Annotated in this window: 26 protein-coding genes, 2 tRNA genes, 1 pseudogene and 1 riboswitch; of the genes and pseudogenes, 8 read left to right on the top strand and 21 right to left on the bottom strand. The window is 40.3% G+C overall.

Translation table 11 applies throughout. The features are described from left to right. The first annotated feature begins 5 nt into the window (after nucleotides 1-5). Nucleotides 6-548, top strand: coding sequence for a protein disulfide oxidoreductase (locus ALFOR1_RS02735; protein WP_104641988.1), 543 nt, complete (start codon nucleotides 6-8; stop codon nucleotides 546-548). 68 nt (nucleotides 549-616) lie between these two features. On the opposite strand, the gene ALFOR1_RS02730 is transcribed toward ALFOR1_RS02735, so the two are convergent. Then, complete coding sequence (locus ALFOR1_RS02730) at nucleotides 617-2788, bottom strand: YgiQ family radical SAM protein (RefSeq protein WP_058546969.1); 2172 nt, start codon at nucleotides 2786-2788, stop codon at nucleotides 617-619. A 106-nt stretch (nucleotides 2789-2894) separates the two neighbouring features. Then, nucleotides 2895-5096 carry a bifunctional diguanylate cyclase/phosphodiesterase gene (locus tag ALFOR1_RS02725; RefSeq protein ID WP_104641987.1) on the bottom strand — a complete coding sequence of 734 codons (2202 nt, stop codon included), beginning with the start codon at nucleotides 5094-5096 and terminating at the stop codon, nucleotides 2895-2897. A 108-nt stretch (nucleotides 5097-5204) separates the two neighbouring features. Between ALFOR1_RS02725 and ALFOR1_RS02720 the strand changes: the two genes are divergently transcribed. Both ALFOR1_RS02720 and ALFOR1_RS02715 read left to right on the top strand, forming a co-directional pair. Further along, a complete protein-coding gene (locus ALFOR1_RS02720) occupies nucleotides 5205-5786 on the top strand; it encodes an SRPBCC family protein (RefSeq protein WP_104641986.1) in 582 nt (193 codons plus the stop codon). Then, nucleotides 5755-6653 (top strand): annotated as a pseudogene (locus ALFOR1_RS02715) (TIGR03899 family protein). Before ALFOR1_RS02720 ends, ALFOR1_RS02715 begins: the two are co-directional and overlap by 32 nt. A 12-nt stretch (nucleotides 6654-6665) precedes the next feature. Here the strand turns inward: ALFOR1_RS02715 and ALFOR1_RS02710 are convergent. The 8 genes from ALFOR1_RS02710 to ALFOR1_RS02675 all read right to left on the bottom strand — a co-directional run bounded on the left by ALFOR1_RS02710 (nucleotide 6666) and on the right by ALFOR1_RS02675 (nucleotide 12190). Then, the gene (locus tag ALFOR1_RS02710; RefSeq protein WP_058546966.1) at nucleotides 6666-7436 is read right to left on the bottom strand and encodes a TIGR04219 family outer membrane beta-barrel protein; all 771 of its coding nucleotides are present in this window, start codon (nucleotides 7434-7436) and stop codon (nucleotides 6666-6668) included. A 3-nt stretch (nucleotides 7437-7439) separates the two neighbouring features. Continuing rightward, on the bottom strand, nucleotides 7440-8426 hold the full coding sequence (locus ALFOR1_RS02705) for a DUF2333 family protein (protein ID WP_058546965.1): 987 nt from the start codon (nucleotides 8424-8426) through the stop codon (nucleotides 7440-7442). 8 nt (nucleotides 8427-8434) lie between these two features. Next, nucleotides 8435-8944, bottom strand: coding sequence for a copper chaperone PCu(A)C (locus ALFOR1_RS02700; RefSeq protein ID WP_058546964.1), 510 nt, complete (start codon nucleotides 8942-8944; stop codon nucleotides 8435-8437). 79 nt (nucleotides 8945-9023) lie between these two features. After that, nucleotides 9024-9350, bottom strand: a complete 327-nt coding sequence (locus ALFOR1_RS02695) for a hypothetical protein (RefSeq protein WP_104641984.1) — start codon at nucleotides 9348-9350, stop codon at nucleotides 9024-9026. Between the two features lie 11 nt (nucleotides 9351-9361). After that, nucleotides 9362-9568 carry a PspC domain-containing protein gene (locus ALFOR1_RS02690; protein ID WP_104641983.1) on the bottom strand — a complete coding sequence of 69 codons (207 nt, stop codon included), beginning with the start codon at nucleotides 9566-9568 and terminating at the stop codon, nucleotides 9362-9364. 10 nt (nucleotides 9569-9578) lie between these two features. Beyond that, nucleotides 9579-10259 (bottom strand): PspA/IM30 family protein, encoded by a 681-nt coding sequence (locus ALFOR1_RS02685; protein ID WP_104641982.1) that lies wholly within the window; start codon nucleotides 10257-10259, stop codon nucleotides 9579-9581. A gap of 241 nt (nucleotides 10260-10500) precedes the next feature. Beyond that, a complete protein-coding gene (gene dusA / locus ALFOR1_RS02680; RefSeq protein WP_232007042.1) occupies nucleotides 10501-11433 on the bottom strand; it encodes a tRNA dihydrouridine(20/20a) synthase DusA in 933 nt (310 codons plus the stop codon). A 136-nt stretch (nucleotides 11434-11569) separates the two neighbouring features. Beyond that, nucleotides 11570-12190 (bottom strand): MarC family protein, encoded by a 621-nt coding sequence (locus tag ALFOR1_RS02675; protein ID WP_058546960.1) that lies wholly within the window; start codon nucleotides 12188-12190, stop codon nucleotides 11570-11572. A 95-nt stretch (nucleotides 12191-12285) separates the two neighbouring features. Between ALFOR1_RS02675 and ALFOR1_RS02670 the strand changes: the two genes are divergently transcribed. The 3 genes from ALFOR1_RS02670 (at nucleotide 12286) to ALFOR1_RS02660 (ending at nucleotide 13690) form a co-directional block, all read left to right on the top strand. Further along, entirely contained in the window at nucleotides 12286-12723 is a 438-nt protein-coding gene (locus ALFOR1_RS02670; protein WP_104643612.1) for a transcriptional repressor, read from the top strand. Nucleotides 12724-12797: 74 nt separating this feature from the next. Further along, nucleotides 12798-13265, top strand: coding sequence for a chemotaxis protein CheX (locus tag ALFOR1_RS02665; protein ID WP_058546959.1), 468 nt, complete (start codon nucleotides 12798-12800; stop codon nucleotides 13263-13265). After that, nucleotides 13262-13690 (top strand): secondary thiamine-phosphate synthase enzyme YjbQ, encoded by a 429-nt coding sequence (locus tag ALFOR1_RS02660; RefSeq protein WP_104641980.1) that lies wholly within the window; start codon nucleotides 13262-13264, stop codon nucleotides 13688-13690. Before ALFOR1_RS02665 ends, ALFOR1_RS02660 begins: the two co-directional genes overlap by 4 nt. A gap of 221 nt (nucleotides 13691-13911) precedes the next feature. On the opposite strand, the gene ALFOR1_RS02655 is transcribed toward ALFOR1_RS02660, so the two are convergent. The 3 genes from ALFOR1_RS02655 to orn all read right to left on the bottom strand — a co-directional run bounded on the left by ALFOR1_RS02655 (nucleotide 13912) and on the right by orn (nucleotide 14756). Then, nucleotides 13912-13987, bottom strand: a tRNA-Gly gene (locus ALFOR1_RS02655). 42 nt (nucleotides 13988-14029) lie between these two features. Continuing rightward, nucleotides 14030-14105: transfer RNA gene (locus ALFOR1_RS02650), tRNA-Gly, on the bottom strand. Between the two features lie 105 nt (nucleotides 14106-14210). Beyond that, nucleotides 14211-14756, bottom strand: a complete 546-nt coding sequence (orn, locus tag ALFOR1_RS02645) for an oligoribonuclease (RefSeq protein WP_104641979.1) — start codon at nucleotides 14754-14756, stop codon at nucleotides 14211-14213. A gap of 288 nt (nucleotides 14757-15044) precedes the next feature. Between orn and rsgA the strand changes: the two genes are divergently transcribed. Together rsgA and asd are read left to right on the top strand one after the other, a co-directional pair. Continuing rightward, nucleotides 15045-16103, top strand: coding sequence for a small ribosomal subunit biogenesis GTPase RsgA (gene rsgA, locus ALFOR1_RS02640; RefSeq protein ID WP_058546956.1), 1059 nt, complete (start codon nucleotides 15045-15047; stop codon nucleotides 16101-16103). 16 nt (nucleotides 16104-16119) lie between these two features. Beyond that, nucleotides 16120-16998 (top strand): archaetidylserine decarboxylase, encoded by an 879-nt coding sequence (gene asd, locus ALFOR1_RS02635; protein ID WP_173827034.1) that lies wholly within the window; start codon nucleotides 16120-16122, stop codon nucleotides 16996-16998. Between the two features lie 270 nt (nucleotides 16999-17268). Here the strand turns inward: asd and ALFOR1_RS02630 are convergent, their stop codons facing one another. The 8 genes from ALFOR1_RS02630 to ALFOR1_RS02595 all read right to left on the bottom strand — a co-directional run bounded on the left by ALFOR1_RS02630 (nucleotide 17269) and on the right by ALFOR1_RS02595 (nucleotide 24883). Then, on the bottom strand, nucleotides 17269-18018 hold the full coding sequence (locus ALFOR1_RS02630; RefSeq protein WP_104641977.1) for a HesA/MoeB/ThiF family protein: 750 nt from the start codon (nucleotides 18016-18018) through the stop codon (nucleotides 17269-17271). Beyond that, a complete protein-coding gene (thiE, locus tag ALFOR1_RS02625) occupies nucleotides 18011-19549 on the bottom strand; it encodes a thiamine phosphate synthase (RefSeq protein WP_104641976.1) in 1539 nt (512 codons plus the stop codon). The genes ALFOR1_RS02630 and thiE overlap by 8 nt, the downstream gene beginning before the upstream one ends. Before the next feature lie 13 nt (nucleotides 19550-19562). Further along, complete coding sequence (locus ALFOR1_RS02620) at nucleotides 19563-20354, bottom strand: thiazole synthase (protein ID WP_104641975.1); 792 nt, start codon at nucleotides 20352-20354, stop codon at nucleotides 19563-19565. 5 nt (nucleotides 20355-20359) lie between these two features. Continuing rightward, nucleotides 20360-20554, bottom strand: a complete 195-nt coding sequence (gene thiS / locus ALFOR1_RS02615; RefSeq protein WP_104641974.1) for a sulfur carrier protein ThiS — start codon at nucleotides 20552-20554, stop codon at nucleotides 20360-20362. 7 nt (nucleotides 20555-20561) lie between these two features. After that, the gene (locus tag ALFOR1_RS02610) at nucleotides 20562-21563 is read right to left on the bottom strand and encodes an FAD-dependent oxidoreductase (protein WP_104641973.1); all 1002 of its coding nucleotides are present in this window, start codon (nucleotides 21561-21563) and stop codon (nucleotides 20562-20564) included. 89 nt (nucleotides 21564-21652) lie between these two features. Next, nucleotides 21653-23605: a phosphomethylpyrimidine synthase ThiC gene (gene thiC / locus ALFOR1_RS02605; RefSeq protein ID WP_104641972.1), complete on the bottom strand. Its 1953-nt coding sequence runs from the start codon at nucleotides 23603-23605 to the stop codon at nucleotides 21653-21655. Between the two features lie 141 nt (nucleotides 23606-23746). Next, a riboswitch (TPP riboswitch) is annotated at nucleotides 23747-23853 on the bottom strand. A gap of 107 nt (nucleotides 23854-23960) precedes the next feature. Then, on the bottom strand, nucleotides 23961-24359 hold the full coding sequence (locus tag ALFOR1_RS02600; protein ID WP_303430894.1) for an META domain-containing protein: 399 nt from the start codon (nucleotides 24357-24359) through the stop codon (nucleotides 23961-23963). A 125-nt stretch (nucleotides 24360-24484) separates the two neighbouring features. Beyond that, nucleotides 24485-24883, bottom strand: coding sequence for an acyl-CoA thioesterase (locus tag ALFOR1_RS02595; protein WP_104641971.1), 399 nt, complete (start codon nucleotides 24881-24883; stop codon nucleotides 24485-24487). Nucleotides 24884-24909: the final 26 nt, after the last annotated feature.

Genomic DNA, 24909 nt, shown 5'->3' with positions numbered 1-24909 from the left:
TTCTCATGGCAGCTAGTAATAAAAGCAAACCTAAAAAATCACTCAAACATAAAGGGCTTTCAACACTAAAGAGTGTGTTGGTGTATGGTTTTATATTTTCCATAATTTATACGGCTATCAATTGGTGGCGACAACCTGTGATGCCAGCTAATCCGCAATTGCAGTTAATAGACTACCAAGACAAGTCCATAAACCTAAGTAAAATTAGCCAAAGCAAACCAACGCTTATTTATTTTTGGGGTACTTGGTGCCCTATTTGTAGTATTACCTCTGAAGCTATAAACGAGCTTGCAACTGACAATAGTTACTCGGTAGTGACCATTGCGATAAAGTCGGGTTCGGATCAAGATCTTCATAGCTATCTCAATGAAAAAAGCTACACCTTTACAACAATAAACGATCAAAATGGTGAGATATTTGCCGATTGGCAAGGACAAGTAACGCCTTCCTACATTATTTTAAAAGATAGCAAAATGACGCAAGGGCTTACAGGCATCCAGCCTTTATGGTCGCTTAAATTACGCTTATGGTTATCTGACGCTTTTTAGTAAAAACTCTTTATTGCCCATGCTAATTTGACAATAAAGAGCTTATAAATTTTATGCTTGCGTGGCTATTACCTTGCTCGCTGACGATTACCGCCCACTTTGGGTTTTGTATTCGCCTTTTTAAATTGGCTAAAACCGGTATGGCGCGTTAAAGCTGGACGACCTTTTCCGCCTTTACCTGCTTTTTCATCTCGGCCTTCTTCTGGCACTAAGCAATTAGGACCTTTACCTATTAAATTAGCTTTACCCATTTTACGCAATGCTTCACGGATCATAGGCCAGCCTGATGCATCATGATAGCGCAAAATCGCTTTATGTAATCGACGTTGGCGAGCCCCTTTAGGAACAGGCACCACCTCAGCGTTATTTTTGATGTTACGAAGCGAGTTCATTTCAGTGTGATAGATAGTCGTCGCATTTGCCATTGGTGAAGGGTAAAAGTTTTGCACTTGGTCTAGCTTAAAGTCATTCGTTTTAAGCCATAAAGCCATATTTACCATGTCTTCGTCTTTTGTCCCTGGGTGAGCAGATATAAAGTACGGAATTAAATACTGTTTTTTACCAGCTTCTTTTGAGTACTTATCAAATAATTCTTTAAATTGATCGTACGCGCCCATGCCCGGCTTCATCATTTTAGATAAAGGGCCGTCTTCAGTGTGCTCAGGTGCAATTTTTAAATAACCGCCAACATGATGCGTTACTAATTCTTTAACGTATCGAGGATCGCGTACAGCTAAGTCGTAACGTACGCCCGAAGCGATTAAAATTTTCTTAATGCCTTTTACTTCACGGGCTTTTTTATACAAATCGATTGTTGGTGTGTGGTCAGTATCCATGTGTTTACAAATATCGGGATAAACACACGATAAACGACGACACGTACTCTCTGCTTTTTTACTCGTGCATCGAAGTTTATACATGTTAGCCGTAGGCCCACCTAAATCAGAGATAACCCCAGTAAAGCCTGGTACTTTATCTCTAATTTGTTCAATTTCTTCAATTATTGATTCTTGTGAGCGACTTTGAATAATTCGCCCTTCGTGCTCTGTAATTGAGCAGAACGAACAACCACCAAAACAGCCACGCATAATATTAACCGATGTTTTAATCATGTCGTAAGCAGGTATTTTAGCATCACCATAACTTGGGTGCGGAATACGTTGATACGGCAAACCAAATACATCATCCATTTCATGCGTTTCAAGCGGATAAGCAGGCGGATTTACCCAAATAGAGCGATCTCCATGGCGCTGAAAAAGCGCACGGGCACAACCTGGGTTTGTTTCTTGATGCAAAATACGTGATGCATGAGCGTATAGGGGTTTATTAACACTCACTTGCTCAAATGCAGGGAGTTTTACGTATGTTTTTTCCCACGGTTTAGGACGAGCAGGTTGAATAGTTATTGGCTTTGCAGCTTCTGCTTTTAAATCAATTCCGGCTTGTTTAAACTCTGACTTACTACAGCCAACATCATCAGCCCCATATGGATTAGGAATAGGGTCTATTTTACCTATTTTATCGATTGCGGTTGAATCACTACCACGCCAACCAGGTAAAGGCTCTTTACGAATAACGGCTGTACCGCGAATATCTTGAATTGTATCCATTGTTTCACCTGCAGCAATCCTGTGAGCAACTTCAACTAATGGGCGTTCAGCATTTCCGTAAATAAGTATGTCTGCTTTGGCATCAAATAAAATACTACGACGTACTTTTTCTTGCCAATAATCGTAATGAGCAATACGGCGTAAGCTTGCTTCAATACCACCAATAACAATAGGCACACCTTTGTAGGCTTCTCGTAGGCGCTGAGAGTAAATCATTACAGCTCGGTCTGGGCGTTTGCCACCAACATTTCCTGGGGTGTAGGCATCATCATGGCGCATACGTTTTTCAGCCGTATAACGGTTGATCATCGAGTCCATATTACCGGCAGTTACACCAAAAAATAAATTGGGTTTACCTAGCCCCATAAAGGCATCTTTTGAATTCCAGTCTGGTTGAGCAATAATACCGACCCTAAAGCCTTGTGCTTCAAGTACTCGGCCAATTACAGCCATACCAAAACTAGGGTGATCGACATACGCATCGCCACTGATGATTATTACGTCACAGCTGTCCCAGCCAAGTGCATCCATTTCTTCGCGTGATGTTGGTAAAAATGGTGCAGTGCCGTAACACTCTGCCCAGTATTTTGGGTAAGAGAATAAGGCGCGCTTAGCTTTGAGTGTGCTCATAAATGTGGCCGTAGAATAACAAAAGGCGCGAATTATACCTCATAGCATTGTGTATTTATACAACATTACAAGTATCAGCGCCTTTAACTATAAATTATTAATTTAATTAAATTTTATTATTTCGTTTATTAATAAACTCAACAAGCTCGTGCTCTGGCATAGGTTTAGCGTACATAAAACCCTGTACCTCATCACAACCTAAATCCTTTAAAAATTGAGCTTGTTGCTGTGTTTCGACGCCTTCAGCAATTGTTTTTAAACCTAACTTTGCACCTAATGAAATAACTAACGACGCTATAGCACCAGTGTCTTTATCAGGTAAGTCTTTAATAAATGCCCTGTCTATTTTAAGTCTATCCAATGGTAAGCTTTGTATATAACTTAATGATGAAAAGCCAGTGCCAAAATCATCAATAGCGACTTCTATCCCCAGCTCTTTTAGCTCTCTTAATGTATTTACAACAGTATCAAGTTCATCCATTACTACGCTTTCAGTTACTTCTAATTCAATATTTTTAGGTTTAACACCATACTTTTCTAAAGTCGCTTTTACATTTTGAGCGTAACCTTTAACTTTAAACTGAGGTACAGATACATTCACAGCAATGCCTATTTCTTCACCCATTTTTTCAAGGCGCTTTTGCTGTTGGCAAGCTTGCTCAAGCACCCACTGGCCTATATCTACAATTAAGCCTGCATCCTCAGCTAAAGGAACAAATTCAGCTGGTGATATGTAGGTTCCGTTTTCAGCAGGCCATCTAAGTAATGCTTCACAGCCTATTAATGATAAGTCATCTAGTGCTAATTGTGGCTGATACCATACCTCTAATTTATTACGTGAAAAATCATGGCGTAATTGTCTAATAATTCCTAAGCGCCAAGCCATTTTGTCCTGCATTTCGATGGTGTAATATACCCCCTCCTTATGCTTTATTTTTTTAGCTTGGTTTAGGGCTATATAAGCCACCTTTAAAGTATCAATGCCAGTACTTTGAAAATCTTGTTGTTCACATAAGGCTATTCTAAAGTCGATAGGTAATACGTTATCTTCGGCATTAAATGGTTTACTTAAGTATTCATTTAACGCTTTTAAATCAAATTCATCTCGCCTAACAAGAAAGCCAAAAACATCAGCACCAATACGCGATAACTCTTTCGCTTTTGGGTAGTTTTCTTTCAAGCGCTGCACAATACCTATTAAAAGCTTATTACCAACTTCTTGGCCAAGCCCATTATTAATGTCTGCAAAATTTACAACATCAATTAATACAAAAACATAGTCATTTACGTGAGGGTTTTGAAAGTGTGCTACGCGTTCTATAAAATTTGTTCTATTAGAAATTCCAGTAAGTACATCTTTATAAGCCGCATCTCTTAGCTTCACAAAAAGCCTTACATTATCAAGTGCGACACTTACATTGGTTAGAAATATCTCGGCAAACTGAAGTTGTTCATCAGTGGGGATGTTGTCACATTCAATATATAAAGCGGCTTTTCTGTGTTTGCTTTTTAATAAAAAAGTCGCTGTGGAGTCAGTATAATGATGCTCAGATAAATTAAAACACTGCTCGACTTGAGAAAAAATTTTATGATTGATTGTCGAGAGCTTTTCACCAAAGCAGCTATGGTATGCGCCATTACCACCTAAGACTTGAATAAAATCATCACCATCTAGCTTGCTACACACTAACCCTTGCGCTTCACACTGTAAAATAATGCTCATGTGCTGAACAATTTCTTTACATAGCTGCTTTATATCCGTCAGCCCCAAAATAGATTTAGACGCAGAAACAATCGTATTCATTGCATAGCTCTGATACTCAAGCTTGCACACTTGCTCGTACGAACGAATAGCAGTGATTAAAGAAGTGACTAGCTTTGAGCGCGTGAGTTCTGTTTTAGTTTTGTAGTCATTTATATCGTACTCACGTATCACTTTTTCTTCAGGAGTATTACCCGCTTGCCCTGTTCTTAAAATAATCCTGACGTGGTGATTATTAAGCTCCTCACGTACTTTTTTTACAACTTGTAAGCCTGCATCGTCGGTTTCCATTATAACGTCTAAAAATATTACACAAATACTCTCGTTATTTGCCAATACTTCTATAGCTTCAGCCCCTGAGTAAGCATCATGAAACCTCAGGCCTGCACCATTGTATTCTAATCCTGATAGAGCAAGTTTTGTTACTGAGTGAATTTCTGGTTCGTCATCAACAATTAAAATGTCCCAAAACTTAGACTGCTCAACTACTTCTTCATCTTCATAGTCTTGTTCTAAAAATAAAAAATCATTTTGCTCTGACGACATCAGCACTCCTACGTAACAACAAAAAATTATTTTGGTTTATATCCTAATTCATACTATAGTCGATTAATAAAAAGTTGTTGTATTTCAACTCAAAAAACTCATTAAGGTGTGCTTATTAAACCATTAAAAATGCTTATACAAGGTGTGCTATTGTTGTCATTAGTATTGATACTTATTGGCCTTACACTTCCACAGCACTATAGCGTGATCAAAACAGTAGAGATAAATGCAGCTCAGGAAATAGTAAAACCACTGATTACCGATTTTAGCCAATGGTATAAATGGTCTCCTTGGGAGAAAGTAGACTCGAGTATTGAGTTTAATGTAGGCGAACCATCCTCTGGTGTTGGTGCCCATCAGTCATGGCAAGGTCAATGGGGCTATGGCGAAATGACCATTACCTCTGTAAGTCATAACAAAGTAAATTTTAATATTTTATTAAACGCTGAGCACATAATTACAGGTACTTTTACGTTTATAGAACAAAATAATATTGTTACTTTAACCTGCGCCATTCAGGGCCAAACCACAGCCCCTTTAATATCTGGCTACACTGCAATTTTAAGCGAATATGTACTTAGCAATACAGTTTCTTTGGGGTTAAACAACCTTCAAACCATTGCTCAGCTTAGTGATCCACAAAGGGTAGAACAAAGCCATGACAGTCAAAACAGCCCAAGCGAGAATTAATCTTGCCAACATCATAGAGTCCTTACTTGGTTATCCCATAACTAAGGTAGGCTCCAATGGTGTGCTTTCTTCAAGTGATGATAATTATGGCCCTAAAGGGGATGTAAAACCGCTTTATCATATAAACAGCGATAACTCGATTTTAGCGCGGGCACAAAAACGTAAAGATTTACTACTTATAAAGCAGCAGCAAAATATAGAAACAATTTTAGCTAAAGCAATGGGGTTTTGCCCTGATGTGGCAAGTAATAAGCAGCCAGATGCCGATTGGATCGAGCACTTTATAGCGCTTTGCGAAGACACCTCTAACGAATCAATGCAAACGCTTTGGGCTAAAATTTTAACGGGCGAAACCTTAAATCCCGGCACATTTTCAATAAAAAGCTTACAAACCTTAAAGCACATGACCCAACGAGAGGCAGACGCACTACAAAAGTGTGTATCACTTTGTGCATACAATGAAAAAGACGACAGCCACTTTATTTTACTTGGGTTCTATAAAAACCATCGCTGTTCGATTTACTGCGTAAAGGGAATAAAGTGTCGCTAAATTTAGGAAAAACCGGCATTAGCTTTCCTGAAATTTTAACGCTTATGGATCTTAATTTGCTCTACAGAAAAGAGATTGAATCGGCTGTTTTAAAGTCAGGACAAGAACTAACGTTCTCATTTTTATCGCAAAAAGTGACATTAAAAGCTAAAAGTAGTGACTTGGTATTGAGCTATTACAAATTTACTCAAACAGGCGATGAGCTATCAAAGTTGATTAATTACCCTATCAACAATGTGTATAAGCAATTGATAAATAAAGCACTAGATGGGGAGTTTGATTTAACGTGGCATGTTAATAAATCACATGCCACGTAGTAAGCTCACTAATTAAAAGTGAACTTGAATACCAGCAAATGGGCCTGAGGCATCAATATCAGTTGTAATATCATCAACATCATCAAGTTCTAATATCATAGAACGGTAACCGGCTTTAATAGCTACATCTACCGCCAGGTTATCAATTAACTCCCACGCAACGCCTACTTGGTAATCTTGTACTTTACTATCGTCGATAGCCAAAAAGCTACCTTCAAAAAATACACTTAAACCCGTAAATGGTAAGCCAGCTTCAGCACGACCATAAGCAAGTGGAACAAAGCCCGAAAAATCTTTAGTTTCAGTAAAGTTAGTACCGCCTTCTTGAGTTGTACCATTTACCACAATATCACCATCAAACTGCTTAGCATTTAAACCTAAGTCGATTGATACTAAATCGTTGTCAAAAATTTCGTAGTAAAAAATGTAATCGATATGTGTTAAATCACTAACGGTATTTACCGTAGTACCAACGACATAATCAGAACCATTAAAGCTAAAGGTATCTGAAAGCACAGCTGAACCATTAAGTTCAAGTTCTGTATACTTTAGCTTAATATTTGGAACTAGTGGCACTGGGTGCTCAAGAGCTGCGTAGTAACTTACAAATGTTTCATCTTCAAAATCAAAATCTTGAGATGCATTATTTTTGTAAGAAAACTGTCCGTCATTATCAGTTTTCCAACCATCAACACCTACATATAAACCTAATAGAGTGTCTGCTTGGGCTGCAGGTGCTAAACATGCCATTGAAAGGGCAGCTGCTAAACAATACTTTTTCATTTTTTATCCTTGAGCTAGTAGTTCGCTAAGTTCGATTAAAGCCGCATTGGCTCTAGAAATATAATTTGCCATAACTAAAGAGTGGTTAGCTACGTAGCCAAAACCATTCCCGTTTAAAATTATTGGGCTCCACACGGTTTCTTGAGTTGCCTCAAGCTCACGTATAATTTGTTGTAAGCTAACACGTGCATTTTTCTTTTCAAGTACATCAGCAAAGTCATACTCTACCGCCTGTAAAAAGTGTAAAAGTGCCCATGTAGCACCACGTGACTCGTAAAATACATCATCAATTTCCCACCACGATGTTCTTACTTGTTGCTGAAGTGGAGTGTAAGTCGCCTGCTTATTTGAAGAGTTACCGGCTAAATCGGTATTTACTTTGTCTTGCCCTACGCTTGCACTCAAACGTTGGCTTAAACTACCTAAACGCTTTTCAGCTTCTTTAAGCCAACTACGTAGGTTATCTGCGCGCGCATAAAACTGGCTATCACGCTCATGTTGATTCGCAATCTGCGCACGATATACAAGTAGGTAATCAATTCCTTTTTGGTATTCACCTTCAGCACTCGGCCACGCCCATGCTTCAGAACTAATATTAAATTGTGGCTGCGCCTTTTTAAGTGCTTCATGCTCGGTTGATTGCGACTGAGAACGGCTAAAGTCTTTACGCATAGAAAGCGCTAAATCTCGCACCATTTCAAGTGCGCCATATTCCCACGCTGGCATATCATCCATAATTACACTTGGCGGCATCACATCATTTGATAAATAACCACCTGGTTTTTCAAGTAAAGTGCTCGCTACTGTTATTAATGTAGATGTGGTTGTGTAGCCAGTCACCATAGTTTCACTTTTAAGGGCTGCTTGCTCTTTAGCATTGCTAACTACATTAAAACGTGCAGGCTCGGTACTCCAATAAACTGCAATGGCGTAAAATATGATAAGCAGTACAACAAGTGCACCTACTATTTTTCCTTTATGTTGCGACATTTATCCTCCTAGTGATGAGCGTGATGTTTAGATGGCTTTGACTGCGCAGCTTGCGCCTCAAGAGATACCACTTGAGCATTAGTAAACAAGCGGTTACCGTCATTAAAATATAGCGTGAGTTTACGTTCTTGCCCTACTTTTAATGGCTCTTGTGGATCAAATACCATTAAATGATAGCCACCAGGCTGAAAGCTTACGCTCTCATGGGCTTTAATTGTCACCGATTCAACCTGTTGCATTTTCATCATGCCATTAACATGTGAATGTTCGTGTATTTCTACTCGCTCTAAACCTTCAAGTGTTGCCTTGGTTAATGTTGCCGGCGTTCCACTGTGATTAATTATTGTTAAGTAACCAACGCTTGAGCTGCTTGCTGGTAAAAACTCTCTAACCTGTACGTTGGTGACTTCAAGTTCGGCCACATCAGCGTCATGTTCATGCCCTGCGTGCGCCGCCAATGATGACGAAAAAAAACTAAATACTAATGCAGAAGCCATCGAAAAACACAGTTTCGTCATCATTCTAATCCTTGTGAAAACATTAAATTACACGCTAAATTTAACATAGTTAACTTGTAATAGTCAGTTAAATTAAGGATTAAGAAGCCACTTTTTTGTTATCAGCAACAAGCCAACACAGCACGGCAACAAATAATAACGGCCATGCAATCATTAATGATCCAAATAAAAGTGCTAAAACGGTACCTACTAATGCCACTACCCCCGCACCCACTAAGCCCATTGTTACTAAGGCAACCACAGCTACAACAGCAACTATTGCAGCTAAAGCGCCCACTAACTCAAGCCCAGCCCAACTAATATCAGCAATCCATAACGGCAATTGCCAAGAATCAACATGTATAAACGCTATAAAATCGGTAAACAATAATAAATAGATAAGTACACATATCGCTATGGCTTTCATGGTCTTCCCCCTTAATATGCTTTATCTTCAAGGCAACAATGCGCAATAAAGTAACCCAAGGCTACTGCAAACGGAAAGCTCAAAAATAATAAAATAGTAACTAAACGAGTTGCCCATACCGGAAAATCCAACCTATGCGCTAAGCCGCTACACACACCAGATAGTTTTTTGTTTAACGTATCTTTATACCAACCACGTTGGCGATTAAAACTATTCATTATATTCCCCTTAAGCCGTGTGTTTTAAATCAGTTTTTAAGCTAGCTTTAAGCTGAGCTAGTTCAGCGTCAATTTTTTCGTTTTTAACAAGTGCTTCTATTTGCGTGGCTGTTGTATTTGCTGTATCGGTTAACTCATATGCTTCAACTTGTGCTTCAATGCTTTCTACTCTTTGCTCTACTTGCTCAAACCTAGAGAGTGCGTTTGCTACTTTTTCGCTTTGCAAAGTAGTGCTTATTTTTTCTCTAGCAATGGCAACATCGTGGCGCTTAATTAATTGCGCTTGCTTAGTTTTAGCCTGAGCCATTTTTTGTTGAAGTCGTTCGCAATCAGCTGTAATTTTTATAATCGACTCTTTTAACGTTTCAAGCGCAGCTTGCTTACTGGCAATAACATCTATTACACGCTGTTTTTCGATGAGAGCCGACTTTGCAAGATCGTCACGGCCCTTCTCAATAGCTAACTCTGCTTTGGTTTGCCAATTTTTAAGTTCAGTATTTTTATTTTCGATTTGACGTTTAAGTACTTTTTCCTCACAAAGTAAAGAAGCTGCCGTGCTTCGGCACTCATTAAGCGCATCTTGCATCTCTGTAAGCATTAGGTTTAATAGTTTTTCTGGGTCTTGTGCTTTATCAAGCATGGCAACAATATTTGATTGAATTACATCGTTTACGCGGTTAAATATGCTCATTGTATTCTCCTGTTGATTTTTAATTAATTACAGCAAGAGGATTCCAATAGTTGTGCCAACTTCACCAAAACTCATATAAACCATTAAATTTCAATTGGTTAAATATTAAAGTTTAAATTATTTAGTGACTTCAAGCTGAACAACTTAAAGTGTAATTAGCCAATAAATTAGTGTTTTGACTAATATTTAGGATCAAAAAAGCCACTCGAAAGTGGCTTAATATGTAAGGTATGGCTTAGGTTTACTCTGGCACAAAACTCAGCGCTTTATCCATTACCGATAAATCAGCTTGTTTGCCGTGACCATTCTCAGATAGGTGACGTCTAAAACCTCGCGCGCCTGGTTGCCCCTGAAAAATCCCCAACATATGGCGTGCAACATGCCAAAAGTTAGCACCTTCAGACATTTCCCCTTCAATGTAGTCATACATAGAGCGAACTACATCATGACGTGATTGCGTATTGGCAACCTCGCCATAAATTTTTTCATCGACTTCATTTAGCATAAATGGATTGCTATACGCTTCGCGACCAATCATTACGCCATCTATATGCTGTAAATGCTCAAGGCTTTGCTCAATTGTTTTTACACCGCCATTAATGCTTAAATCAAGCTGTGGGTAATCTTTTTTCAATTGATAAACACGCGGGTAATCAAGAGGTGGAACTTCACGGTTTTCTTTAGGGCTTAAGCCATTGAGCCATGCTTTACGAGCGTGAATAATAAAATCATCACAACCTACTTTATGAGATGCTTCAATTAACGCACATAAAAACTCATACGAGTCTTGCTCATCAATACCAATACGTGTTTTTACAGTCACAGGAATATTTACTTCGCTTTTCATAGCAGCAACACACTCTGCAACAAGTTCAGGCTCTGCCATTAAACATGCACCAAACCGACCGTTTTGTACTCTGTCTGATGGACAACCCACATTTAAGTTTATTTCGTCATAACCACGCTCACCAGCAAGCTTTGCACATTGAGCAAGTGCTTTAGGATCAGAGCCTCCTAACTGCAGTGCAACAGGGCCTTCGTGCTTATTAAAATGCAGGTAATCACCACGGCCAAACAAAATAGCCCCTGTGGTAATCATTTCTGTATACAAAACCGTGTGCTTAGTCATTTTACGATGAAAAGTACGACAATGGCGATCAGTCCAATCCAACATTGGGGCTACAGAAAAGCGTCTGTTCAAAGTTCGTTTATCCAAAGTATATTCATCCAAAGTAAAACCCTAACGGGCGTAAAAAGCGAGGTTCAGTAAAGGCGCAGCATTCTACACAAAAGCCTAATAAGCATCAATGCTAAGAAAATACCTGTAAGCCAAAGTAGTGCGCTATACCATTTAAAATATTAGTTACAGCAACAGAGCTTAAAATAAGCCCCATTATTCTACTTATAATACTTGCGCCACTATCGCCTATTAATTTATGCACTTGCGTTGCAAGGAGTAATAAAACCAGCACAACAGCTAATACAGCGAGCATCATCGAAGATGTTAATAATTGTTCAACCCACGTATATTCTTCATTACGAGTCATTAAAACGGCGCCTAACATGGCTCCTGGGCTTGCTATAGAGGGGATCGCAAGCGGAAAAATAGCTGTTTCCATACTATCGCGCACACTTTTTATTTCGGTTTCAGGCTTACTTTCGCCAAATATCATCGACAGGGCAAAAATAAGTAATACAATACCTCCTGCTATTTGAAAAGCAGAAAGCGGAATTTCAATTGCGTTTAACAGCTGCTCTCCAGCTAATACAAAAAACATTAATACTAATGCCGATACACCTACCGCTTTAAATATTACTTTTCGCTTAAACTTATCGTCTTCTCCGCGGGTGACTGCGATAAATACGGGTACAGTGCCTATAGGGTCTATTACAGCAAAAAAGAAAATAAATATCGCTAATAATTCATGCATTACTGGGTTTCCTAGATAAAAAGCGTTTAATAAAAACACTGCAAGTACAACACAGTATGTTAGTATATCATGGTAGCGTAAGGATAAGAGTAATGATGAATATAGAATCACTTGTAAGTAAAGCAAAACAAGTTTGTGATAACCGTGGTGCGCGTTTTACGCCAATCCGCGAAAAAGTATTTCGCCTGTTAGCCAGCGCTCAAGGCGGCGTAGGTGCTTACGATTTACTAGAGCAATTAAAAGTAACAGAAACAGGCGCTAAGCCTGCAACAATTTACCGTGCTCTAGACTTTTTAGCTGAGCTTGGCTTTATTCATAAAATTGAAAGCACAAATGCATTTATGCTGTGTCATCATTTTGATCATATTCACCCTGTACAGTTATTAATTTGCGATACTTGCGGCTTTGTTAAAGAGCTGCACTCTAGTATTATCTCGCATGAGCTAAACAACTTAGCTGCCGAAAGCGGCTTTGTTGTATCAGGCCAAACTATAGAAGCACATGGTAAATGTGAGTCTTGCAGAGCATCGTAACCCCCAAAGTTATCCTTAGTGGCTATACTCATACTATATAGCCACTTCAAAGCACCAATTTAAGAGTAACCACTATGAATGTAGAGTTCATCAATCCCTTTTTATCTTCTTTGATCAATGTGTTAAGCACAATGGCGCAAACTCAATTAAAACCTGGTAAACCTCGTATTAAGACCGATGAGATAGCGTGTGGCGATGTATCAGGCCTAATAGGCATGGTTGGTCCACAAACTCGTGGGTCATTTTCAATTACGTTCGATGAAGAGCTTGCATTAACTATTATGGAACGCATGCTAGGTGAGCGTCCAGATTCTATAGACGAAGAAGTTACCGATATGGTGGGTGAAATAACCAATATGGTAACCGGTGGCGCTAAAAACTTATTAGGCGAAAAAGGCTTCGACTTTGATATGGCAACCCCTATTGTTGTATCTGGTAAAGGTCATACTATTACTCATAAAAGCCAAGGTAAAAAAATTATTATGCCATTTAGCAGTGATGCTGGTAACGCCAATATTGAAGTTAGCTTCGACAAACTATGAGTTGGCAACAAAAGCAAATCACATTAAAACCTCGCTCTAGAGGTTTTCATTTAATTGACGATGAGATACGCGCTCAATTAAATGAGCTTGCTAATTATAAAGTAGGTTTGCTGCATTTATTTATTCAGCATACCTCAGCTAGCCTTACCATAAACGAAAACGCCGATCCTACTGTACGTATGGATATGGAAAGTCATTTCAATGAGTTTGTACCTGAGCGTCAGCCATACTACCGCCACGATTACGAAGGCGACGACGATATGCCTGCTCACATAAAAACCAGCACACTAGGCTGTGAGTTAAGTATTCCTATTTCCAATGGATACTTAGCATTAGGCACTTGGCAAGGTATTTATTTAGGCGAGCACCGCGATGCTGGCGGCGCAAGGCGAATTATAGCAACCATTCAGGGTGAGCTTTTTTAGCAAACATTTTTAACGTATCCCCTACTACACTTCAACTATGCAATCTCAAAGTTAATCCCTTTTTTGTAGGCGCAGAGCATGCTCGCGCGAGAAGCGGTAGCTTCTAACAACCAAAACTTCAATACCGAATTACATTTAGAATGAGTTGATAAGAGAGATTTTAAATTATTTTTTATTTATGATTTTTAATATAGAAAAACTTTGAAAGGATATAAAAATATTGGAGCGGTACACGAGGCTCGAACTCGTGACCTCGACCTTGGCAAGGTCGCGCTCTACCAACTGAGCTAGTACCGCATTACTTAATTACTATCACTGCAATTTCTTTTGGTTAGAAATTGGAGCGGTACACGAGGCTCGAACTCGTGACCTCGACCTTGGCAAGGTCGCGCTCTACCAACTGAGCTAGTACCGCACTTTCTGATGGTAATTTAATCACTTAAACACACCAACCCCGCGTGGGTTATCGTCTTAAGCGGGGCAGGATTCTACAATAATACGGGGTGTTTGCAAGTGTTTTTTACAAATTAAAGAATTTTTCTCTATAGACCTTTAATTCCATAATAGAATCTTTAATGTCATCAAGTGCAAGGTGTGACCCTTTTTTATTCACCTGAGCTAAAACTTCAGGCTTCCAACGACGGGCTAATTCTTTAATAGTACTTACATCTAAGTTACGGTAATGAAAAAAGTCCTCAAGCTCACGCATGTACTTATTCATAAAGCGTCTGTCTTGGCCTATCGAGTTACCGCACATTGGCGATGCCCCCGCTGGCACCCACTGCTTTAAAAAGTCTAGTGTTTGCTCTACAGCGTACGCTTCATCAAAAGTACTCGCTTTACAGCGCGCTGTTAATCCTGATTTACCATGTTGTGTAGTACACCACTCATCCATACCATTAAGTAATTCATCGCTTTGATGAATTGCAATAGTTGGCCCTTCGGCTAATATATTCAAGTCGGCGTCAGTGACAACAGTCGCAATTTCAAGTATTTTGTCGTTCGCAGGTTCAAGTCCGGTCATTTCCAGATCGAGCCAAATTAAATTTGATTTATTAATAGTCATAATTACCTTAAACGGTGCTTTTCTTTAGATCCAACGCATTTCGATATATCATATTAGCATCAACCGTCGAGCTAAAGCTTTTTTTATACCAATTCGGTTAATTAAGTAATCTATTTTGAAGTAGTAAAACATTGTCGATAGCAAGGCAAAAACGTCGTTATTTAGTTGTTCTAAATAAGAAATTTTTGACGTAGCTAACGTCAGGTTTAGCCACTCAAAATGATTAAGTATTATTACGAATTGGAATTATGCTCAAAGCCGACATTTAAACAAGGTTATAGGCCAAAAGTGGCAAAACAGAAAAAATTAAGTAAAGGCCAATCGCGTCAGATCAAGGCCAATCATCAAAAGCGCATTAACAGCGCAGGCTCAAAACCGGCTAAAAAAGGTGCCCAAGAATGGCAAACCGATAATTTAGGCCAAGTAGAGAGCGCAATTGTGATCAGTCGCTTTGGTCAACACGCCGATGTAGAAACACAAAATGGCGACGTATTGCGCTGTAATATTCGTCGTACGGTTTCTAATTTAGTGTGTGGCGATGAAGTTTTATTTCGCCGTGCAAAAGTAAGCGAAGGCGATTTAGCTGGTGTTATAGAAGCAACGCAAGAGCGTCGCTCACAGCTTACTCGCCCCGATTTTTACGATGGCGTAAAAGTAATTGCAGCAAATATAGATCAAATATTAATGGTGTCGGCAGTATTGCCTGAGTTTACACCAAGTATTATTGACCGTTATTTAATAGCCTGTGAAGACATGGGTATTGAACCCATTTTAGTGCTGAATAAAATCGATTTAATCGACGAAGCAGGTCTAAGCGAAATACAAAAGATACTCGATATTTATCGTAGTCTTGGCTATCAAGTTTTACTTGTAAGTAATATTACCGGCGAAGGTATTGAGCAATTAAAAGACGTACTCGTTGGTAAAAATAATATTTTTGTTGGCCAAAGTGGTGTTGGTAAATCAACCCTCGTTAATACAGTATTGCCCAATGCTGAAATATTAACTAAAGAAGTATCTGAAAACAGTGGCCTTGGCCAGCATACAACGACAGTTTCGCGCTTACATCACTTACCTAGCGGTGGTAATTTGATTGACTCACCGGGTATTCGTGAATTTGGTTTATGGCACTTAGATGTTGAACGTGTAACCTGGTGCTTTAAAGAATTTAGAGAGTTTATAGGCGGGTGTCGTTTTAGAGATTGTAAACATTTGAACGATCCGGGCTGTATTATTAAACAAGCGGTAGCCGATGGCGATATTTCGCAATTACGCTTTGATAGTTACCACAGAATTTTAGAAACAATGGCCGATGGCCGTGCTGGGGCCCGTGCGCCTCGCGTATAAAATTAGGAAACAACCTGTGAATTTAGATAAATTTAAAATCGCAATGCAATACGCAATGCCAAAACATTTTATTTCACGCGTAGTAGGTAAATTAGCAGCAGCTAAAGCTGGCGCTCTCACTACAACATTAATAAAGCTTTTTATTAAGCAATATAAAATTGATATGAGCGAGGCTGAATATTCAGACCCTGCGCATTACAAAACATTTAATGAGTTTTTTACTCGCCCATTAAAAGAGGGCGTACGCCCAATGGCACAGGGCGACAATGTTATTACTCACCCTGTAGATGGAGCAATTAGCCAGTTAGGTGATATTGTTGACGGACAGCTAATACAAGCAAAAGGCCACGACTATAGCTTACAAGCGCTGTTAGGTGGCTCTGAGGACGATACCACGCCATTTTTAGGCGGTAAGTTTGCAACTATTTATCTAGCGCCAAAAGACTACCATCGCATTCATATGCCTATTGATGGCACATTAAGCAAAATGATTTACGTACCTGGCGATTTATTTTCGGTAAATCCGCTGACTGCGCAAAACGTGCCTAATTTATTTGCGCGTAACGAACGGGTTGTTGCTATTTTTGAAACCGAAATTGGTCCACTGGCTATGGTACTTGTAGGCGCAACAATTGTTGCCAGTATTGAAACCATTTGGGCAGGTACCGTTACTCCACCAGCAGGTAGCGATGTATTTAGCTGGAACTACCCAACTAAAGGCGAAAACGCGATTACCCTTAAAAAAGGTGAAGAAATGGGTCGCTTTAAATTAGGCTCAACCGTAGTACTCGCTTGGGGCGCCGATAAAGCAGATATTTTAGACGATCAGCTACCTGAGACAGTAACGCGTTTAAACACCGCATTTGCAACAATTAAAGAAAGTGAAAAGCTGTAAGCTGTAAGCTGTAAGCTGTAAGCAAAAATAAATATTAAGCACCGCGTTTACCAAAAACGCGGTGCTTTTTTATTGGTAGGCGTGAAGCTTGCTCACGCAAAAAAGGAAAAGCGTAAATAGATTTTATATCAACGCGCCAGTAAGCGAGGCGCCTATAAATGAATTTAACCACGATGCTAATTTTAGCTGTAGACATAGGGCTTGCTCACGTTAAAAGCGCAGCTTACCATGGCTTAACCCCGAGTTTAGCCCCGCGAATTACCTCTTACTTTATTTACCGCACTCTTTACAGTTTAAATCTTTAACTACTTTAAAATGTTGCTGCTTTAAACTCAGCGCATCGAAGGTAATAAACACACTTCCCTCGACGTGCCCTAATAATATATTAAGCGTAAGTTGTGCCTGCATAGAACCAATAACACCCAATAAAGGGCTTATTACACCCGCATTACTACAATTTACCACAGGCGCAGAGTCACTTTTTGTAAAAACGCAGCCATAACACGGGCTATTATTTTTCCTAAAATCAAACCCCATTAACTGCCCTTTCGTTGCCAGTGCTGCACCTGCAATTAACGATGTTTTATTGGCAATACAATAGCGGTTAACACTATAACGCGTGGCAAAATTATCTGAGCAATCAAGTACTACATCGATATTGTTTAAAAGCTCAGCTGCGTTGTTATCATCAAGCTTCTTATTGTGCGTCACTATGTGTATTTGATTATTTAGGCTTGTTAATACTTTGCCTGCAGCTGTTACTTTGCTTTGCCCTAAGTGATTGACTTTATAAAGCACTTGGCGCTGCAAGTTAGAAAGCTCAACAGCATCATCATCTATTAATATAAGCGTACCAATACCCGCTGCCGCTAAATACAAAAGTGCAGGGCTACCTAACCCGCCCGCACCGACTACAGCAACGGTTGTAGCTTTTAATACCAACTGCCCTTCTAGCCCCACTTCTTTTAATAATAAATGACGACTATAACGCAGGGTTTCTTTATCGCTGAGCTTATCCATTGGGCTGGTTTATAACACTTTGTAGCGCACTAATCGCAGCAATATAATCATCCGATTCACTAATGGCTCTTACTACCGCAACACTCCCTACTCCTGTATCGGCAACCTCGCTTGCGCGGGTTAAATCTATTCCGCCAATAGCAACCGTTGGATAGCTTTGCATTAATGGCACAAACTTTTTAAGTTTATCGAGCCCTTGTATTTGCCCTGTCATATCTTTGGTCGTGGTTGGGTAAATAGCGCCAAATGCCATATAACTTGGTCGGTAGTTGTGCGCACGGAGCATTTCGTAAAAGCCATGAGTCGAAAGCCCAAGCCTTAAACCCGCGTCTTTAATGGCGGCTAAATTAGCAATTTCTAAATCTTCTTGGCCTAAATGCACACCGTAAGCAGCGTGCTTTATAGCTAACTGCCAGTAGTCATTTATAAATACGTGAGCGCTGTACTTTTTACCCAGTTCAACTGCCTGTTTTATGAGTTCATCAAGCTCAATATCAGTTTTATTTTTAACGCGTAGCTGCACTGTTTTAATGCCTTGCTCTAAGCATTTAGTTAACCACTCAATACTACTAACCACAGCATATAAGCCGAGTATTTTACTTTCACAGGGCGCAAAATCCGCAGCCATATTAAATTCAAGCGGCACATCAAAATCAAGTTCATCGCCAAGCCAACTGCCTGGTTCAATCACTTGTGGAAAATCATCTAAATTTACAGGAAAAGCAGTATGCGCAACAGGGCCTATCCCTTCACCGTATCTAACTGACTGCTTTAAGCCTTGGTTTATATAAGCTTTAGCTAAAATAAAGGCATCTTTTAGCGGATAGTCTTTTGCTAAACACGCGGCAATAACCGAGGCCATACTGCAACCTGTGCCATGGCTATGAGGGCTTTGAATTTTTTTATTACCAAGCCAATACTCTTCACCCTTTTGCGTAAAATTATTCACACAATAATCAATACAGTAGCCGCTTGGGTAATCCCAATGCCCACCTTTAATAACAACCGCTTTTGCACCCCAACTTAATAACTTATTTGCTGCGTCTTTAACGGCGCTTGGGCCAATTAAATACACGCCTGTTAATAATTGAGTTTCGTGCGTGTTAGGCGTTATTACATCCACCAGCGGCATTAAGCATTCTTTAATAGCACTTACGGTATCTTCTTCAGTTAATACGTCACCACTTGAGGCAATAGCAACAGGGTCGTAAACAATGACAGGCGGTACAGGCCATTTTGCCTTGTAATGCGCTATATGCTCACTTATTAATTGAATTTGCTGCACATTAGCTAACATGCCAATTTTAATTACTTTGGCTTTCATATCGCTTTCGAGCGCCAGTAATTGCGATTCAATAATATCGGTAGATACCGCGTTGATGGCCTCTACACCTAAGCTATTTTGCGCCGTAAGCGCGGTAATTGCAGTACAACCATGCACGCCAAAACTTTGCATTGCTTTTATATCGGCCTGAATACCTGCACCACCGCCTGAGTCAGATCCGGCAATTGTCCACACTAAATTATTCATACTCTTTATTTCCTTACTGCTGATGCCAAAACGGCATGCCCATTGTGGGGGTTGATGGGGCGGCTAAGTCTTTTTCGGGCATTGCTTTTGCCTTATAAGCAAAGCGCCCTGCTTCTACCGCAGCTTTAAATGCACGACTCATCGTAATTGGGCAACCTGCCCCAGCAATCGCTGAATTTAATAATACCGCATCATACCCTAATTCAAGCGCTTGGCAGGCATGCGAAGGTAAACCAAGGCCAGCATCTACAATTAAAGTTGTGTTTGGTAAGCGCTCGCGAATTGTTTTTAAATTATAGCTATTTAAAAGCCCTTTACCGGTGCCAATAGGCGCCCCCCATGGCATAAGTACTTCACAGCCTAGCTCATTTAAACGCTGGCAAAGAACTAAATCATCAGTGCAATAGGGCAATACTTTAAAGCCATCATCAATTAATATTTTTGTTGCCTCTAACAGCGTAAATGGATCGGGCTGTAAGTTGTAGTCATCACCTATGAGTTCAAGCTTAATCCAATCGGTAGCAAATACTTCACGGCACATTTTAGCAAGCGTAACGGCTTCTTTTACACTGTGGCACCCTGCTGTATTAGGCAGTATTTTAAGGCCGGTATTTTTAATTAATTGCCAAAAATCATCCCCTGCTGCCGCGCTTTGCTGCCGCCTGAGTGACACGGTTACAATTTCAGCCCCAGAGGCAACTATCGATTGGGTCATAGTATCGGGCGACGGATACAGCGCTGAGCCGATTAATAAACGACTATTTATTTGCTCTCCATAAATAGTTAAACAGTCTTTAGTTTGCATGAGCTTTATCCGCCTTGAATTGGTGACAGCAACTCAACACTGTCGCCTTCATTAAGTACATAGTTACCGTGCTGACTTTGTGGAATAAATTCACTATTAACAGCCACAGCAAAAGGCGCAACTGCACCAAAACTTTGAAGTACCTCAACGAGCGCTTTGCGATCAACATTAAGTAGCTCGCCATTAATTGTTATATTCATTTATTACTCACCCTATTTTTGAAACTGCATCGGCCACCAAAGCCGGCGCTAACATATAACCGTGGCGGTACAAGCCATTAATGCTAATTACATTTCCCTTTTTTAAAACCACAGGGCGGTTATCGCTAAATGCCGGGCGTAAGCCGGTTTGAATATTAAGTAATCGAGCCTCAGCAAACCCACTGTGCACAGTGTAAGCAGCCGAGAGTAATTCAAGCGTTGAGCGCACAGTTGCTGGGCCGCCGTCACCAGATTCTATTTCGGTTGCACCAATTACATATTCATTATTAGGCTTCGGCGCTATGTAAATTGGGTATCGCGGGTGCATTAAACGCACCGGTCTAGTTAAATTAACCTCTGGTGCCTGTAACCTTGCGACTTCTCCGCGCACCCCTCTGAGTGGTTTATCGGTTTTAGCACCAAGCCCTCGGCAATCAATAATATAGTCAAAGGCGCGGTTATTAATTTCACCGTTTTTAATACTTACTCGCTGATTAAACACAAACTTAACTTTACGTTTATTGAGCATGCTAAAACTTGTTTTGTAAAAGGCTTGGTTATCAATTTGCCCTTCGCAAGGTAAAAACACACCTTGGTTAAACCGGTTTGCAAGCTCTGGCTCTAACTTCGCTATTTGCTGAGCGTTTAATACCTGAGCACAGTACCCTGCTATTGGCTTTATTCGCTGAGTAAAGCTTTGAAGGTCGCCTTTATCTTGCTGATGCGCAACAACTAGCGTGCCTTGCTGCTGAAAAAATACGTCACCTTCAAGTTCGCTTATTATTTCTGGCCAGCGCTTTAGTGAGTTAAGCCCCATAATGGCTAAATCAGCTTCACACAATACCGACTCAGCAAGCGGGGCAAGCATTGCCGCAGCCACTTTACCGGCGCTATTTTGGGTGTGTTCATCACTTGCTTCAAACACCGTTACATGGTGCGACTTACTTAGCTCAAGAGCAGCTAAGCGCCCTGCTAAACCAAAACCCACCACAGCAATGTTATAAAACATAAAATCTCCTATTAGCCGCGCTCTGCAAATAACTGGCTACGAGCAATAAGGCACTTACTTTATTGCTCGTAGCCCAAGCCCTATATGGCTTATATCGCTTTGTGGTAAATTTCAGAGCCTGTTTGTTTAAACTCCTCTGATTTAGCTTTCATTTGCGCTTCTACATCAACCATTTTGATCTCTATGGTTTCACCTGCATTATTAGGGTCAATGCCACGCACTTCTAAGTCTTTAGCGTAATCACGCACTTCTTGGCTAATTTTCATTGAACAAAACTTAGGGCCACACATAGAGCAAAAATGCGCAACTTTACCTGACTCTTGCGGAAGGGTTTCATCATGGTATTCGCGGGCACGCTCTGGGTCTAAACCAATGTTAAATTGGTCGTGCCACCTAAATTCAAAACGTGCTTTTGATAAGGCATTATCGCGCTCTTGCGCGCCCGGGTGCCCTTTCGCTAAATCGGCGGCATGCGCTGCAATTTTGTAGGTAATTAAGCCTTCTTTAACATCTTCTTTGTTAGGCAAGCCTAAATGCTCTTTTGGTGTTACATAACAAAGCATTGCACAGCCGTACCACGCTATTTGAGCAGCGCCTATACCCGATGTTATATGGTCGTACCCTGGTGCTATATCGGTCGTTAATGGGCCTAATGTATAAAATGGTGCTTCATAGCAATGTTTTAATTGCTCATCCATATTGGCTTTAATCATATGCATTGGCACATGCCCTGGGCCTTCTATAAATACTTGTACGTCGTGCTTCCATGCAATTTTAGTCAGCTCACCTAAGGTGCGTAACTCACTAAATTGCGCCTCATCGTTAGCATCGGCAATAGAGCCTGGGCGAAGGCCATCACCGAGTGAAAAACACACATCGTACTGCTTTAAAATTTCGCAAATGTCTTCAAAGTGGGTGTATAAAAAGTTTTCTTTGTGGTGTGCTAAACACCACTTAGCCATAATTGAGCCACCGCGCGATACAATACCGGTTACGCGTTTTGCCGTCATTGGCACATAGCGAAGCAGTACACCGGCATGAATAGTAAAGTAATCAACGCCCTGCTCTGCCTGCTCTATAAGCGTATCGCGGAAAATTTCCCACGTTAGGTCCTCGGCCACGCCATTTACTTTTTCAAGCGCCTGATAAATGGGTACTGTGCCAATGGGCACAGGCGAGTTGCGCACTACCCACTCGCGCGTTTCATGGATATAACGCCCGGTCGATAAATCCATTACGGTGTCGGCGCCCCAGCGGGTAGACCACACCATTTTTTCTACTTCTTCTTCGATTGATGAACTTACCGATGAATTACCAATATTAGCGTTAACTTTCACTAAAAAGTTACGCCCCACTATCATCGGCTCGGTTTCTGGGTGATTTATATTATTAGGTAAAATAGCGCGGCCTCGGGCTATTTCATCGCGTACAAATTCTGGCGTAATAAATTCAGGAATACTTGCACCAAACGACTCGCCTTTGTGCTGCGCAGCAAGTAGTTCTTCTCTAATTTGTGCACGCCCCATATTTTCACGTACTGCCACGTATTCCATTTCAGGGGTGATAATGCCTTGGCGAGCATAATGCATTTGCGTTACGTTTTTACCCGCTTTACCACGGCGAATTTTTGGTAAATGATCAAAACGAATATGATCAAGGCCGTCATCGGCCATACGTTGCTGAGCAAATTGCGAAGTGACCGAGTCGAGCATTTCGGTGTCATCTCGGTTTTGTATCCATTGCTCACGAAATTTAGGCAAGCCTTTGCGTACATCTAATTCAAAATTAGGATCGGTATACGGGCCCGATGTATCGTAAACTCGCAGTGGCTCATTAGGCTCATACACAGGGTTTTCGTCGGTGCCGCCGATAAAGGTGTCGCTTAGTGTTATTTCGCGCATACCTACACGCACGCCCGGCTGGCTGCCTTGTACATATACTTTGTGCGAACTTGGAAACGGCTGGCCCGTTAAGTTATAAATATATTCAGACGCGGCTGCGCGCGTTTCTCGACGTGTTGATTTATTTGTAGTGTTTGACATGACTTACCTCATTGCTAAAGGATTGTCTTGTCAGATATTCCATAAGGAATAGAGAAAGATCGTAAAGCAGCTGTAATGCTACTTTGCGGCCTAATAAGATGACATTTTGTTGTGCGCATAAAAAAAGACGCACAAGCGTCCCATTTTAGGCAGCTTGTTCCCTACGCAGGTATTAACCTGATCAGGTTCACGGATCCCGCTTTCGCGATCTCAGCCTAAGTTAAGCTTAGGCACTCCGACAAGTATTGATATATAAAATTTGTTCGTTGATTTGACAAATAATTTGTCTAATCTGCGCTGAGTGTACGCCAGTTAAAAATTGCCTGCAAGGGGCTCGTTTTTAAAAAATCAAAAATTATTTTGGAATAAACACAAACGTTTGCTCGCCTTGCATCACCAATTGTTGGTTTTGCATTTTAAGCTCTGCGCCTTGTTTTAAAGCCTCTAGTAGCTGCTGCTCAAACTCGTCAAGCTCTTCACCGCACGACTTTCGCGTCATACCTAATTTGCTTACAGTTAAGCTACTGTTTTCAAGTTCGCCTTCGCCAAAAAACTTATTACAGCCAGCAAAACCGTTCACTTGAAGCGCTTCTATAAAACTCATGGAGGCGTTATAAGACGCCGGAATAGCTAAACCATCAACCTTTGATAATTGCCATTGTGTGTATTTTAGCTGCTCAGTGGTAACTGTCCCTGTTGATGCGCAACCAACACATAAACCGATTACAAGCATCGGTATTGCTGCTAATTTCATGTTACTACTAACTAATTGTCTAATTAGTGTCATAGTAACAATTTTTATGCTATTTATCCGTTAAAAATGCATGTTTTAAATGTAAATTTTTGTTCTATGATAGTTTAAAAGTTAAACAGCTTAATTTAGATCTCGGTTTTAAATAGGTTATCTATTTCAGGCGGTAAAAATGGTCGGCCTTTTTCGTTAACCGAAGTACCAGTTACAAGCGCGTTAAGCATTACTTTTTCATCACGCTTGCGCACCACTATTTGCTTAAACGCAAATTTTAAACGACTAATACGTACAGGCTCTACAGCCACGTAAAACTCATCACCCGGTATTAAAGAGTGTTTGTAATCCATTTCGCTACGTATCACTACAAGGTTAATTTTATCTTTTGCCAATTGAGCAAAATCAACACCTTTAGCGTATAAAAACTCGTGGCGCGCGTGCTCTAAATAATTAAAGTAAACACTGTTATTTACAATACCCTGTAAGTCACATTCATAATCACGCACTTTAAAGTCAACTTTAAAGGTCATATTAGTAATCCTAATTATTTAACGTA

It is taken from the genome of Pseudoalteromonas carrageenovora IAM 12662 (assembly GCF_900239935.1).
In the GTDB taxonomy this organism is placed as follows: Bacteria; Pseudomonadota; Gammaproteobacteria; order Enterobacterales; family Alteromonadaceae; genus Pseudoalteromonas; species Pseudoalteromonas carrageenovora.
The sequence above is the reverse complement of the archived record's forward strand: the minus strand, read 5'-3'. Positions and strand labels throughout refer to the sequence as shown.